The following is a 15086-nucleotide window of genomic DNA, read 5'->3' as shown; positions in this document are numbered from 1 at the left end:
CGAAACCCGGAGAAGGTACGGTAACCGTTGCGCATGGCCTACGCAAAGCGCGGGACGGATGCAAGCCGTTTTAGGGCTTTCCTCCCCGCATCTGGCAGATATACCACTGTTTATGGTTTTGTTCTGGCTTGTTCCACCCTGTTAACTGAAAAACCCGGATTCGCATATGTCGCATGACCTTCCCCGCCCACGCCGCCTTTTACCGCGCCTTGCGCTGTATGGTCTTGTGGGACTTGGCCTGCTCACCCCGCTATCCGGGTGTGGAGATGAAGAAGACCAGTCCATGGCCTTTGCGCCAAGCTGCCCTCTGACACATATTCCGCCAGAAGCGGCCGATTTTTATACCTATGATGGCAAGACAACCACCTTCCCGCACTTGATCACACGCGCCAGCATTCTCAAACTTCAGGGGGACTGTCTGGCTGCGGGCAAGAAAGACCTTAAAACCCGAATCGCGCTGCGCTTTGTGGTCAGCCGTGGCATGGCTGCCCAGAATGGCACCATTACGCTGCCGTGGTTTGTTGCCGTGCTGCATGGGGACAAGATTGTAAACAAACATGTGTTCCACCACACGTTCCAATTCCCCGCCAACCTGTCCAGCTTCACGACGGACACCAAGGTTGTAACGGTGGACCTGCCTATTGTGCCTAAAAATACGGACTCTGATTATCGGTTTGAGGTTGGTTTTCAGTTGACCAAAGAGCAACTGAGCTACAACGAGGCACATCTGAAAAAAGCAGATTATCAGGCATACTAAGCCAGAAGCCCTCCGCGCTCTTCACGCGCGCGGAGGGCGCATCTGAGACAGAGGCAGGCTGATTGTGTGGTGCTTGGTGTATGACCATCACTGGAAAATACCCAGCAACGCTTCCTTCTCAGACTCTGATACCGTTTTGGGACGTTTAGCACTCTGGAATACTGCGCTAATCCGCCTATTACGCAAAAAACCACTCTTGCACAGAATGCACGCTCAATGAGACATCTGCGCAAGAGGGCTTGTAAATGCGTCTTACAAATTAAAAGACGGGTGGCTCCGGAAAACGAGCAACCTCAATAGCGGCTTTCTGGCGGGCTGCCAGTGCGGCCTCATCAAATTCACCAACGATCTCCCGGAAGAGCTGGCACCAGTTCATTTTCACCTTAAGCCGCATAAAGACTGACCCCAACCCAACGGCTGAGCGATCCACCAGCACAAATTCACGCGGGAGCCGCACACCACCTGTGCGTTGCAATCCGTCATGCACCTTGCTGAGCACTTCCCGACCAAAGCCGGGGTTTTCGCTATCCTGAATATAGCGCTCCCGGTCGTCCATCAGGGGGCCGAACAGAAAGCCAGCCCACTCATTCAGCACGTCCACTTTCTCGGGTGTTAGGCCCGTAAAGCCCCATGCGGCATAAGCCTGAGTAGCCAGAGCTTTATCCTTGGTTTCCAGCGCACGGTAGAGGTCAATATTTCCTTTGATAAAGGAAGGGCGGAAAATACGGATCGCACCAAAATCCAGCAGGTTCAGGCCACAGTCTTCCCGCAGGGTAAAGTTCCCCATATGGGGGTCACCATGCACCACCCCGTAGCGATACAGGGGAAGATACCACGCCCGGAACAGAGTGCGCGCAATCTTCTTTTTCTGTTCTTCCGTCAAACCAGCCTCAATGGCGGCATTCAGGTTACGGCCATTCACCCACTCCATTGTCAGCAAACGCTGGGTGGAGAGTTCATCAACCGGTTGTGGCACCGTAATTTCAGGGCATTCGGACAAAATGGTGCGGTAGAGGCGCATGTTTGCGGCCTCACGTTTATAGTCCAGCTCTTCATGCAGGCGCTCGGTCAGTTCCTCCACAACGTCATCCTGCCGGATGGCGTTATCAAGCTTATGGTACACACCAATAGCCATGCGGAACTGCCTGAGGTCAGACTCTACGGCTGCTTTCATATCCGGGTACTGGAGTTTGCAGGCTACGCGGCGGCCATCCGTCAGGATAGCCTGATGCACCTGCCCTAAACTTGCGGCGGCAGACGCTTCACGACCAAAGGAGCGGAAGTTTTTCTCCCACCCGGCACCAAGCTCCGCTGTCATACGGCGGCGCACAAAGTTCCAGCCCATTGGCGGCGCGTTGGACTGAAGCTCCGCCATTTCCTTGGCATATTCTTCCGGCAATGCACCCGGAATTGTGGCAAGAAGCTGGGCTGCTTTCATCAAGGGGCCTTTCAGCCCGCCCAGCACGCCTTTCAGGTCTTCTGCATAAGCACCGCCGCCTGTCCGCAAGCCCATTTTATGGCCAGCAAAGCGTGCGGCAATGCCTCCAACTGTACCGGTGGTCTGCACCATGCGGCGCAGTTCACCCAGCATACCACTGTTATCTAAGTCGCGTTCGGCCATGGGTTAGACCTGTTCCAGTTGGTCAATGAAGCCAGAAATGACATCCAGCCCCTTTTTCCAGAATTGTGGGTCAGACGCATCCAGCCCGAAGGGCGCCAGAAGCTCCTTGTGGCGCAGGGTGCCACCGGCTTCCAGCATGGCGATATATTTGTCCTGAAAACCCGGAGCGCCTTCGCTGAACACACCATACAGTGCATTAACCAGACAATCCCCAAATGCATAGGCATAGACATAGAACGGGGAGTGAATGAAGTGCGGAATATAAGCCCAAAACACATCGTAGTCTGACGTAAAATTAAAGGCTGGGCCAAGGCTTTCCGTCTGCACCTGCTGCCAGATTTCACCAATCCGTTCTGGCAGAAGTTCGCCTTTCTTACGCTCATCATGCACGCGGGTTTCAAATTCGTAAAACGCAATCTGGCGCACAACGGTATTGAGCATGTCCTCCACCTTGCCTGCCAGCAAAGTACGCTTGCGGGCCGGGTCCTGCTCTGCATCCAGAAGGGACTGGAAGGTGAGCATTTCACCAAACACGCTAGCGGTTTCTGCCAGTGTCAACGGTGTGTTGGACAGATAGTAGCCCTGTTTGGCTGCCAGAACCTGATGCACCCCATGCCCCAGCTCATGCGCCAGAGTCATCACATCCCGCGTGCGACCGTGATAGTTGAGCAGAATAAACGGATGAGCAGATGGCACAGTCGGGTGGGCAAATGCGCCGGGGCTTTTTCCGGGTGCTGACGGCACGTCAATCCATGGGCTGGTCAGGAACGTGTTGATCACAGCTCCCATGCGGGGGTCAAACTCAGTGTAAGCCTTCTGCACGATAGACTTGGCTTCATCCCACGCAATTTTGCGGTCTTCCGTGCCGGGCAGCGGGGCGTTGCGGTCCCAATGCTCCAGTTTTTCCAGCCCCATCCATTTGGCTTTCAGGCCATAATAACGATGGGCAAGGCGTGGATAATCCGCTCGCACGGCAGAAACCAGCGCATCCACCACCTCATCTTCAACCATGTTGCTCAGGTTGCGGGAAGACGTAGGCCGTGCAAACTGGCGCAGGTTGTCCGTAATGGCCTTATCTTTAGCCAACGTATTGGTAATAAGCGCAAACAGGCGGATATTATCAGCAAATACAGCACCGACCGCTTTGCCTGCGCGTTCCCGCACACCCCTGTCTGTATCAGACAGACGGTTAAGGGCATCCCCAACGCTTATGCTCTCACCATCCAGCGTGACACGCAGAGCGGCAATGGTCTCATCAAACAGGCGGCACCATGACTGGGCACCTGTTACGGATTTTTCAAGCAACACTTTTTCAACGGCATCAGAAAGCTGATGCGGGCGGAACAGCCGTGTATCCCGCAAAAAGGGAGCCCAATGCGCAAGGGCCGGGTCTTTTAGTTTTTCCTCAAGGTCAGCCTCTTCCAGCCGGTTGATTTCCAGCGTGAAGAACAGCAGATCTCCTGAAATATCTGTCAGGCGTTCGTTAATGGACTGGCTAAACCGGCTGATAGCAGGGTCTGACGAATTGGCTGCAAACAGTAGGGATGCATAAGACCCCGCCTTGCCAAGCTTTTCATCAATCGCTTCGCTCTCCGCAATGGCCTGCGCCAACTGGGCTGCGGACAGGCTGGCCAGCTTGCCCTGATAACGGGCCGAAAAAGCTGAGGCCTGCGTCTGAGCATCTGCCAGATCCTGCGCCAGTGCCGGATCTTCCATCCCACTATAAAGCGCGGAAAGATCCCACCGGGGTAGAGTATCCCCAGCCCCGTGCTGTGCCTGAGACGCTGTAGCAACACCCGCTTCCGCCGCTAAGGCTGGACGCGAGGACGAACGAAGGAAATGCGCTGTATGTTCCATACCCTCACCCTACAGTGCATTTTGAAATGAGGCGAGAGCATCTGCACACAACAGGGCTTCACATCCAGTGCAGTGCTGGGAATGGCGTTAAAGAACGTGTGAGATCTGCCTGCACCGCAGTAAGAGGCATGGATAAACCCCTGAAAAACTGCGGTTTATCGCTGAATTAGCGGTTTGCCCCCATTTTTAGAGCATCAGGCTATCTATTTGATTTTCAGAGAATTTTATTAGCCCTCAAAAAAGAGGGGTAAAGTCTGGCAGTACAGTTTTGGAGAACACGCCAGCCCCGTGAAAAAGCCGCTGTATCGCGGTTTTTTTCGGGGGCTGGCATAGTCCTGTCAGGTTTTACGCCGTTTGTTTGAGGGGCTGTGCCGGGGCTTCAAAGCCGATAATTTTGGCATACTCCGTTGGAACAATCTGCCAGAAGTAGGGCAGGACCTCATCCCACTTGTGCAGCAGCGTTGTGGCATAGGGAGAACCGGTTTCTGCTACATGCCGTTCCACCAGCCCGCGCAGTTTATCTGCCCACTCACCCGGTACCATACGGGTCCAAAGAAGTGTTTCCGGATTAACCTTACGCTCAAAGCTATCGGTTTGGTCCAGCACAAACGCCATGCCGCCGGTAAAGCCTGCGCCAAAGTTGTCCCCAATATCACCCAGAATAACAACCGTACCGCCGGTCATATATTCGCAGGCATTGGAACCACAGCCTTCGACTACGGCAGTTGCGCCAGAGTTACGGACGGCAAAGCGCTCGCCTGCCTGCCCTGAGGCAAACAGTTCACCTGCGGTTGCACCGTACAGCACCGTGTTGCCGATAATGGCATTCTGGTTGCAAACAAGACGTGAGGAAGCAGGCGGGCGCAACGTGATGGTAGCGCCAGACAAGCCTTTGCCAACATAGTCATTGGCATCACCCAGCACTTCCAGCTTCAGGCCCTGCACGGCAAAAGCCCCAAGAGACTGCCCGGCAGACCCGCGCAGGCGTACGGTCAGGTGACCGGGCGCCAGTGTTTTCATGCCGTATTGCCGGACAATGAGTGAGGAAATGCGCGTGCCAATGGCGCGCTGCGTGTTCTGCACATTGTAGTGCAGCTGCATTTTCTCACCGTGGTCAAACAGGGGTTTTGCGTCCCCAATCATCTGGGCGTCCAGCGTGTCGGGCACCTCATTCCGGCCTTCCAGCGTGCAATACCGAGCATACGGGCCGGGGTCTGCCTGTGACAGCAGAGAGTTGAGGTCAAGGTCATCCAGATAATCTGCACCACGTGAAACCTGACGCAGCAGATCTGTCCGGCCAATAACTTCATTCAGTGTCCGGAAGCCCAATTCTGCCAGAATATTACGCACATCTTCCGCAATGAAGGAGAAAAGGTTGATGACCTTTTCCGGTGTGCCTTCAAACTTTTTGCGCAGTTCTTCGTCCTGAGAGCACACGCCAACTGGGCAGGTGTTGGAGTGGCACTGGCGCACCATAATGCAACCCATGGCAACAAGGCTGGCTGTGCCAATACCAAACTCTTCCGCACCCAGCATGGCGGCTATCACTACGTCGCGCCCGGTTTTAATGCCACCATCAGTCCGCAGTTTTACGCGGTGACGCAGCCGGTTAAGCATGAGCACCTGATGCGTTTCCGCCAGCCCCAACTCCCACGGCAGGCCCGCATATTTCACAGATGTCTGAGGGCTTGCACCCGTACCACCGGAATGGCCGGAAATAAGGATGGCATCTGCCTTTGCTTTAGCCACACCGGCTGCAATGGTCCCGATGCCTGAACGGGCCACCAGCTTAACTGTAACCGTTGCATCCGGGTTAATCTGCTTCAGGTCATAAATAAGCTGCGCCAGATCTTCGATGGAATAAATATCGTGGTGCGGCGGCGGAGAAATAAGGGTCACGCCGGGCGTGGCGTGGCGTAGCTTGGCAATAAGTTGCGTCACCTTAAAGCCGGGCAACTGCCCTCCTTCACCCGGCTTAGCACCCTGCGCCATTTTAATTTCAAGCTCGCGGCAGTCATTCAGATACTGCGCGGTCACACCAAAGCGGCCAGATGCCACCTGCTTGATGGCAGAAGAGGCATTGTCGCCGTTGGCGCGTGGTTTGGCGCGGGCCGGGTCTTCCCCGCCCTCACCTGAGTCTGACTTGGCGCCAATACGGTTCATGGCGATAGACAGGGTTTCGTGCGCTTCCGGACTGAGGGCACCAAGGGAAATTGCTGGTGCAATCAGGCGTTTGCGCAACTGCGTAATGCTTTCCACCTCTTCTACCGGAATAGGTGTACGGCCTTCACGGAAGTCCAGCAGGTCACGCAGGGCAACGGGAGGCTGAGCGCGCACGGCATCAGCATAACGCTTATAAATTGTAAAACTGTCGGTTGCCACTGCGGTTTGCAGCATGTGAATGAGCGTACCATCAAAGGCATGCTGCTCCCCACCACGCCGCATTTTATACAGGCCACCAACCGGCAAGGTCAGGCTGGCCGTGTTCCATGCTTCGTCATGGAAAGTTTTCACATTGCGGGCAATACCGGGCAGACCAATACCGGAAATACGGGATGGCATACCGGGGAAGAACTCTGCCGTCAGCGCACGGGACAGGCCCACGGCCTCAAAATTACATCCACCACGATAAGAGGCCATGATGGAAATACCCATCTTGGACATAATCTTGAGCAGGCCTTTATCTACCGCTTTACGGTAGCGTTCCATGCATTCACGCAGACTCAGTTTATCAAACAGACCACGGCGGTGACGGTCTGCAATACATTCCTGCGCCAGATAGGGGTTTACCGTTGTGGCCCCTACGCCAATGGTCACGGCAATAGCGTGAACATCCAGCGCTGTGGAGGTACGTATGTTCAGCGATGTAAATGTACGCAGAGAGTTACGGACCAGATGTGTATGCACCGCAGCCGTAGCCAGAATCATGGGAATATAGGCGCGGTCTGCTGACTGGCCTTCATCACTCAGGAACACATGCGTGCAGCCACCGCGCACGGCATCTTCTGCTTCCCGGCGGATGCGGGTAATGGCATCCCGCAGCCCGGCTTCCCCTTCTGCTACTGCAAAGGTGCAATCCACCACACAGCCGGACGCACCACAGAACGCAACAAGCCCTTCATACTCGCCAGATGTCAGAACCGGGCTGGGCAGTTGCAGCATTTCGCACTGGTCTGCTGACTGGTCCAGAATGTTACCCAGATTACCAAGCCGCGTGACAAGGCTCATCACGCGGGACTCACGCAAGGAGTCAATTGGCGGGTTGGTAACCTGACTGAAGCCCTGCCGGAAATAGTGCGACAACCCACGATAGCGGGGCGAGAGCACGGCCAGCGGCGTGTCGTCCCCCATGGAGCCAATGGCTTCACTGCCGGTTTCCACCATCGGGTGAAGGATGGCTTCAAGTTCTTCCAGCGTGGTGCCAACAGCCAACTGGCGGCGGCGCAGGGTTTCTGTGTCGTAATTGACTGGCTCTGTTACGTCTGAACGGACAATGGAGCCAATTTTCTGGATACGGTCGATCCAGGAGGAGAACTCCTGACGGCTTGCCAGAAGGTCCAGCAACTCTTCATTGCCGTACAGTTTGGGCTCGTGCAGATCAACGCCAATGACATCGCCCGGGCCAAGCCGCCCGCGAGACACCACATTGCTTTCCGGTACGCGCACCATACCGGTTTCAGACCCCACAATAAGCAGGCCATCCGCCGTGACCGTATAACGCAGCGGGCGCAGGCCGGAGCGGTCCAGTCCGGCAACAACCCAGCGGCCATCTGTGGCGCACAGGGCGGCAGGGCCATCCCATGGTTCCATAACGGCGTTGCAGTACGCAAACATGTCCTTATGGCTCTGCTTCATGGAGGAATTACCCCCCACGCTGGCCGGAATCATCAAGGACTTGACGGCTGGCGCATCCCGACCGGCAAATGTCAGCAGTTCAAACACGTTATCCAACACCGCCGTGTCAGACCCACCAGCCTGCACCAGCGGCTTGATATCTGCCATCCATGGGTCAAGATCTGGATGAGACAGCCGGGTCTCATGGCTCTTCATCCAGTTGATGTTGCCAGAAATGGTGTTGATTTCACCATTATGCGCCAAACGCCGGAAAGGCTGCGCCAGCTTCCATGTCGGAAAAGTATTGGTGGAGTAGCGCTGGTGATAAATGGCAAAACGGCTGACAAACCGCTCATCCCGTAGATCGGGATAGAAGATGGTCAAATGTTCAGCCAGAAACATGCCTTTATAGATAATAGACCGGCATGACAGCGAGCAGATATACAGGTCAACCTGTGCTGCAATGGCTGCTTTTTCAATTTTACGACGGATCACATACAGGTCACGTTCAAACGCATCCTCTGCCTTGCCGGGCAGGTTGCGGATCATGATCTGTTCAATTTCCGGCCGTGTTGCATTGGCTTTTTCACCAATGCAGGACGTGTCTATAGGCACCTGACGCCAGCCATAAATGCCGTAGCCAAAGGCCAGAATTTCAGTTTCAATAATCTGGCGGCACTGCTCCTGCGCCACCATATCCGTTTTTGGCAGGAACACCTGACCAACTGCAATAATGGTGCCGTCTTCTGGCTGATCGCCCGTGCTGGTTATGGCATCGGCAAAGAAATCCTGCGGGATTTCAACGTGAATACCAGCACCATCCCCTGTTTTACCGTCAGCATCGACAGCACCTCGGTGCCAGATGGCGCTCAGGGCGGCGATACCAGCTTCAACCACGTCCCGCCGGCGCTTGCCATCAAGGGCAGCAATCAGGCCAACGCCGCAGGAATCTCTTTCGTCCGCAGGATCATAAAGGCCTTCCAAGGCTTCTACGTTTGCATCCCATGCCGTGAAAAATTCTTCTGCGCTTTCACCGCGCCCTGTGTTCTGGAGCTTATCCATGTCCATTATCCCTGCTCCGCCACGGCTTCGGCCGATGCGTGTTCTTGAATCCATGAGTGAATACGGTCTGCGGCGTCTCGACCATCCCGAATAGCCCACACAACAAGGCTGGCCCCGCGCACAATATCACCGGCAGCAAAGACACCGGGCAGGTTGGTCATGAAGCTGCTTTGCCCTACCTTAAGCGTACCCCAACGGGACACTGCCAGATCTTGCTGGCCCCACTGCTCTGGCAGAGGCTCCGGGTCAAAACCCAGCGCTTTGATGACCAGATCTGCCTCAAGCGTAAAAGAGCTGTTTTCCAGCGGCTCAACAGCCTGCCGCCCTGTAGCATCCGCCATACCCAGCTTCATGCGGGTAGCGCGCACACCTGTAACCGTGCCCTCACCCACAAAGGCTTCTGGCGCTGCCAGCCAGACAAATTCCACACCTTCTTCTTCCGCATTTTTTACTTCGCGGGCGGAACCGGGCATGTTGGTCTTGTCGCGGCGGTAAAGGCATTTTACGGATTTTGCACCTTGGCGAATGGCCGTACGGACACAGTCCATAGCGGTGTCACCACCACCCAGCACAACAACGTTTTTCCCGGCAGCGTTCAGGGCTGCTTCATCCTGCTCCGGCAGGGTGTCACCCAGAGAGCGGCGGTTAGAAGCGGTCAGATAATCAAGCGCGCGCTCAATCCCTGCCAGCCCGGCCCCCGGCCCCCCGATCTCGCGGGATTTATAAACGCCGGTTGCAATCAGCACTGCCTGATGCTGCTGGCGCAGGGCGGCAAAAGAAAGCTCGCCTTCACCGTCACCCACAGCCTGCCCCAAATGAAAAATAACGCCGCTTTCTTCCAACAGGGCATGCCTGCGGGCAACAATCTCTTTTTCCAGCTTGAAGCCGGGAATACCATAAACCAGCAGCCCGCCCACCCGGTCATAACGGTCATAAACATGCACTTGATAGCCGTTGGCCCGTAACCGATCGGCCGCAGCAAGCCCGGCGGGACCTGCTCCAATAATGGCAACTGATTCTGTACGCTCACGCACCGGGCGGGTTGGCTTGACCCATCCCTTCTCAAACGCCGTATCCGTAATATAGCGCTCTACCGCACCAATGGTAACGCTCTCGAATCCCGGCTCAATCACGCAGTTACCTTCACACAGGCGATCCTGCGGGCAGATGCGGCCACAAATTTCAGGGAAGGAATTGGTTGCTGACGAGACTTCATACGCCTCTTCCAGCCTGCCATTCGCAGTCAGCATCAACCAGTCGGGAATATTGTTTCCCAATGGGCAATGAACAGAGCAGAATGGCACACCACATTGCGAGCACCGGCTGGCCTGATCCGCCGCATCCGCTGGTCTGAAGTCTTCGTAAATTTCTGCAAAGTCCGCCCGGCGAACCTGTGCGGTCCGCTTGTCAGGCTGCTTTTGCGCAACGGAGATAAATTTCAGCATCGGTGTGGTCATGGAGGCTCTTCCCGGCGAAAGGGCATGGCAAACGGACCACGCCCAAATGTGCTGAAATCAGGTAGCCCGTAGCCTTCCATCTTGAAAAGGCAGCAATGCTGCCCTTTCTGTATTTTTTCAGAATTTCATGCTGGATAATATAATATCCCCCCAATAATTATGTATCAAATCGGACCAATTAACCTGCAACTTATTGTTTTATAACAACAGTTCCAGATCGCCCTCCACCCGGGCGAAATCTGTCCAGATAGAACGGCACGCACTCCTCAACACTCCGGGGCACAATACCCAACTCAGCAAAGCCCGGAGCGCCGGCTGGCACCACATTGTCCCGAGAGAGCATGAGAAGCTGGTCACGCGTAATGAGTTTACCGGGCAAATGCTCAAAAAAGGCTGCCTGCAATTTTGCCAGCCCTGACGGCACCGCAAACAGCGGCTTGCTCCGGTGCGTTGCCTTCAACACCCATTGGTAAATCTCCCGCATGGTCAGGATATCCGGGCCACCCAACGAGAATATCTGCCCGGCCAAGGACGCATCCCACCCCGCACGCGCCACAACCTGCGCAACATCCCCCACAAAAACAGGCTGAAGCCGTGTGTTGGCTCCATAGACCGGCAACACGGGAAGATAGCGAGCCAGTGCCGCGAAGAGATTGAAAAAGCGGTCATCAGGCCCAAAAATCACGGAGGGCCGGATAAGGGTAGCTGTCGGGAAATGCTGTTTAACTGCCTCCTCACCTGCCGCACGGCTGCGCGCATAGGCGGACGGTGCATTGGCTGCCGCACCAAGAGCGGACATATGCACAAAGCTTGGCACACCAGCTTGCGCTGCCATACGCGCCACACGCTCTGCGCCCTGAACATTCACGGCATCCAGCCCCTGCCGCGATGAGGAGCCCAGCACGGCCACCAGATTGATAACGGCATCTGCCCCCTGCACAACAAAGCGAACAGACTCATCATCCAGAACAGATGCATAAAATGGCGCTATCTGCCCTACCCGCCCCAGTGGCCGTAACTGAGCTGCCAGATCAGGGCGACGGCTGGCAACGCGCACCGTATAGCCAGCCTCAGCAAGGTTCTGGACAACATAACGGCCCACAAAACCGTTGCCGCCTAATACAGTCGCAATTTTACCTGTGGTCATGCTTCTCTTCCGTTTGCCTCGCACCCTGCCGCCTTGCAGGCACAGGGTTTTACCGTGAACGCCACACTCCCTCAGACGCTGCATGTATTCTTTATTTCTCTGGGCGGTTTATACGGGAGCAGCCCAGCGCAAACAGGGTGCGCTTTTCCCGCGCAGCCGACCAGACCAACAGAAAACACAAAATTGTCAAAAAAAGTCATTTTCCCCGTTGACGCCCCCTCCGGGTCAGGGTAAACCCCGCTTCACCAACCCGGAACACTCTGGGTTGCCATTTGAGCCCAGATGGCGGAATTGGTAGACGCGCAGGTTTCAGGTACCTGTGACCGAAAGGTTGTGGAAGTTCGAGTCTTCTTCTGGGCACCAAATGTTCTTTTAAAGAACATTCTGGTTTGAAGCTACCTTACAAGTTAAACGATTATACAACACCGCCTCTGGCGGTGTTTGTCGTTTTAGCCCCCCTTTTTACGGCAACTTACACTCCCTTTGGCATATCACAGTTATCCCCAGATTCTGCGGATGGTTGCGTGGATAAGCATGTGGATAGCCGGTACAGCATCTGTGCATTCCCTCTTGATCTACAAGGGGCAGACAACACACCAGAATAAACACCGATCCGTCACTGAGGCTCCAGACCCTGACAGATAACGGAGCCCACGTTCGCTGGCATGATGATCCCAAAATACAAAAAAAAGAGCCCGCCAGACGCAAATCGTCTGACGGGCTCTTACACTGGAATGGCAGTTTGATAGAAAGGTCGAAGCTATTTTTTGCGGAATAGGCTGGCTATCTTAAGAAGAAACCACGCCACAATAACACTGCCAATAACAATAAGATGCGCTACTGGCTTTTGTCGCTCCTGAAAGTCTTTGGATAGTTTTTCCATCTCTTGGGCTCCTTCCCTCATCGAGGGTCTAACGTGTTTTCAAAGTATATGTTCCGCTCTCTTGGTGGCAGACCTACCTTTTTTACGAAATAACACTTCTGTGCACAGTATTGTGACATAATGCCCAATGTTACTTCTGACACTGATACTACAGAGGCCAGATTATTCTTGGCGCGCCAAAAAAAAAACTCACGTTGAGTGAATACAGAGTTGTCCCTGATTTTTATAGAGATTTTCAAACCTGATTTTACGCTTTGCCATCAGGTTCAGGAGTGTGTGAACTGCCTGAGGCTGTCTGTGCCTGCGTGGCGGCGAGATGATTGGCTGCCCATCCGAAATTTAGCCCCACAAAGGCAACACCCTTATAAAGTGCTGACCATACAGACTGAGGCTGCGGCGCAGGAATGGCGGTAGCCAGTGCACCGCACACAATAATAACTGTAGAAACGAGCGTGTCCCACGGTTCCGGAACCTGCGACAGCAGAAGAGGGACAATGGTAATAATGCCACTTATTTTACTACCTGTAATAAGGGCTTGTTTCATGAGTATGTCCTTACATACCAAAACGAATGGCTTTCGTTTGGATTCAGAATTTTTAGTGATCTGTTGTTCAATTTAGCCAGCATGCTTCACTAAAGCGGTTAGGAAATGCCACAGGGCCTCGCCAAGTTGCGACCAACCTAGCACGGCCGTTGCTATGGTGATGAGCGTAGCCGTTATCCAATTTGCTAGCCTGATACCGCCTTCAATACGGGCCAGACGGTCCGAGACAGCGGTGTCTCTCTGCTGCGCCATACGGCCTATCGCTTCAACCCTGCCCATAATTTCATGACGTGTCCGGCTTGCATTTTCATCAACGGACTGCGTTAGATCACGGCGTAAATCTGCAAATTGTCGCAGCAGGGCATCCAACCCTGTTTGCAAATAATCATGAGCACCCTCCACCCGCGCAACACGCTCCCGTAAAAGAGCAACTTCCTCCGCCGTAGCACATCGGTTCTCCTGCATTTTTTCTTACCTAAAACAGAAAAAGCCACCCCAAGGGTGGCTTTAGCTATGGAAGAAACGGGGCAACCCCATCTTCCAGACTGTTCCTGTCTTACGCATGACCACGCAGCAGAACAATGCGGGCGTAGAGAGGAAAAACCCTCCCTACGCGCACATCCTTACAGGTCTGCCGAGACCGAAAACTTGAAAGTGCGCGGCTGCCCCTGGAGCAGGTAGCCATTAAAAGATGAAGCCCAGTAACGGGTATTTGCCAGATTATCTACGCCGAAGCGTAGTGTCATTGGTTTATGCTGGACCGCAAATGTATAACGGGCAGCAAGATCAAACCGGGTCCAGACGGGCAGATGCGCGGTGTTGGCTGTGTTAACCCACTGCTTACCCGTGTTCACCACACGCCCAACCAGTGTTCCCCCCTTAAGGAAGGGCAGATCATATTCCAGATTACCGTTAATGGTATAATTCGGTACACCAATAGCGGTATGGCCATTGTTTATACCACCTGATGTGCGCGTCAGGCTGGCATCAATCAGGGTTGCCCCACCGTTGAAACGCAAACCACGTATAATCTGGCCATTAATGCTCAGCTCAGCACCCCGGTTCCGCTGCATACCGTCATTACGGTATATAAGCGCGCCGGAATTACCGTAAGGCTCCGTATAACTGTTTTGCTGTGAAACCTGAAAAAAGGCGAGTGTGGTACTGAAGCGGCCCACATCATACTTGGCCCCCACTTCATATTGTACGCTCTGATACGGTGGGAAGACCTGACCGACATTGATGACGTTACCACTGGCCGTAGGCGCTTGGGACAAACCTTCAATTCGGTTGAAATAGAGAGACGTCTGACGTGTTGGGTGAATAACAAGACCCACCACAGGTGTTATGGCATCCTGATTGTAATGGCTGGTCATGGCTGTGGTGTTATAGTCATAGCCATTAATCAGCATATTCTGGTAACGGAACCCTGCCGTCAACGCGATACGATCTTTCCAGAACGTCATGGTATCGGAAAAGAATAGACTATAAAGGCGTGTATTGGCAGTGCGTGTTGGATTACTGGTATTGCCGCCAACAAAATTCTGCACCAAAGGCGCGGAATAAACGGGATGATACAGATTACCCGTGGCAGATGTGCCCCACGCCATAGCGTAGGCCGTATCCGTTTCAGACCACAGGGCAGATCCACCAGCATTGACCTCGTGCCGGATTGGCCCTGTGTCAAAATGCGCTCTTACGCCAGCACGCGTACTCTCGTTGGTTTGCACATAGGGCACATACATGCTGCCGTATGTGCCGTTCCCCGTTGCCGCATTATTGACAGTCAGGGATGAATAAGTCCCTTTTTCATTACTGCCCAACCCACCAAAAGCACCATACAGCGTAACGTGCTTAGATAAGTCGTGCTCGACGCGGAAATCTCACAGAAGGGTTGTACATCGGGTTGGATTATGAAAAAGTC

9 protein-coding genes, 1 tRNA gene and 1 pseudogene are annotated in these 15086 nt (G+C 54.3%); 2 read left to right on the top strand and 9 right to left on the bottom strand.

The window, feature by feature from the left end; translation table 11 throughout:
- The first annotated feature begins 166 nt into the window (after positions 1–166).
- Positions 167–757 (top strand): hypothetical protein, encoded by a 591-nt coding sequence (locus tag ACTIDN_RS09260; RefSeq protein ID WP_415509113.1) that lies wholly within the window; start codon positions 167–169, stop codon positions 755–757.
- 259 nt (positions 758–1016) lie between these two features.
- Here ACTIDN_RS09260 and ACTIDN_RS09255 read toward each other — a convergent pair whose 3' ends face one another.
- From ACTIDN_RS09255 to ACTIDN_RS09235, 5 genes are all read right to left on the bottom strand, one after another.
- Positions 1017–2378 (bottom strand): ABC1 kinase family protein, encoded by a 1362-nt coding sequence (locus ACTIDN_RS09255; RefSeq protein ID WP_441376822.1) that lies wholly within the window; start codon positions 2376–2378, stop codon positions 1017–1019.
- Between the two features lie 3 nt (positions 2379–2381).
- On the bottom strand, positions 2382–4235 hold the full coding sequence (locus ACTIDN_RS09250; protein ID WP_441376821.1) for a M3 family oligoendopeptidase: 1854 nt from the start codon (positions 4233–4235) through the stop codon (positions 2382–2384).
- A gap of 345 nt (positions 4236–4580) precedes the next feature.
- A complete protein-coding gene (gene gltB / locus ACTIDN_RS09245) occupies positions 4581–9131 on the bottom strand; it encodes a glutamate synthase large subunit (RefSeq protein WP_441376820.1) in 4551 nt (1516 codons plus the stop codon).
- 5 nt (positions 9132–9136) lie between these two features.
- Positions 9137–10588, bottom strand: coding sequence for an NAD(P)-dependent oxidoreductase (locus ACTIDN_RS09240; RefSeq protein ID WP_441376819.1), 1452 nt, complete (start codon positions 10586–10588; stop codon positions 9137–9139).
- 190 nt (positions 10589–10778) lie between these two features.
- Positions 10779–11735, bottom strand: coding sequence for a complex I NDUFA9 subunit family protein (locus ACTIDN_RS09235; protein ID WP_441376818.1), 957 nt, complete (start codon positions 11733–11735; stop codon positions 10779–10781).
- A gap of 276 nt (positions 11736–12011) precedes the next feature.
- On the opposite strand from ACTIDN_RS09235, the gene ACTIDN_RS09230 reads away from it, so the two are divergent.
- Positions 12012–12098, top strand: a tRNA-Leu gene (locus tag ACTIDN_RS09230).
- A gap of 397 nt (positions 12099–12495) precedes the next feature.
- Here the strand turns inward: ACTIDN_RS09230 and ACTIDN_RS09225 are convergent.
- From ACTIDN_RS09225 to ACTIDN_RS09210, 4 genes and pseudogenes are all read right to left on the bottom strand, one after another.
- Positions 12496–12618, bottom strand: coding sequence for a hypothetical protein (locus tag ACTIDN_RS09225; RefSeq protein WP_415508971.1), 123 nt, complete (start codon positions 12616–12618; stop codon positions 12496–12498).
- A gap of 247 nt (positions 12619–12865) precedes the next feature.
- Positions 12866–13162 (bottom strand): hypothetical protein, encoded by a 297-nt coding sequence (locus ACTIDN_RS09220; RefSeq protein WP_441376817.1) that lies wholly within the window; start codon positions 13160–13162, stop codon positions 12866–12868.
- Between the two features lie 72 nt (positions 13163–13234).
- On the bottom strand, positions 13235–13627 hold the full coding sequence (locus tag ACTIDN_RS09215) for a hypothetical protein (RefSeq protein WP_441376816.1): 393 nt from the start codon (positions 13625–13627) through the stop codon (positions 13235–13237).
- A gap of 158 nt (positions 13628–13785) precedes the next feature.
- Positions 13786–15036 (bottom strand): annotated as a pseudogene (locus tag ACTIDN_RS09210) (TonB-dependent receptor); the annotation flags it as partial.
- Positions 15037–15086: the final 50 nt, after the last annotated feature.

This window comes from Acetobacter sp. (assembly GCF_052102375.1).
In the GTDB taxonomy this organism is placed as follows: Bacteria; Pseudomonadota; Alphaproteobacteria; order Acetobacterales; family Acetobacteraceae; genus Acetobacter.
Note: the sequence above shows the minus strand (reverse complement) of the source record. Positions and strands in the feature narration are given on the sequence as shown.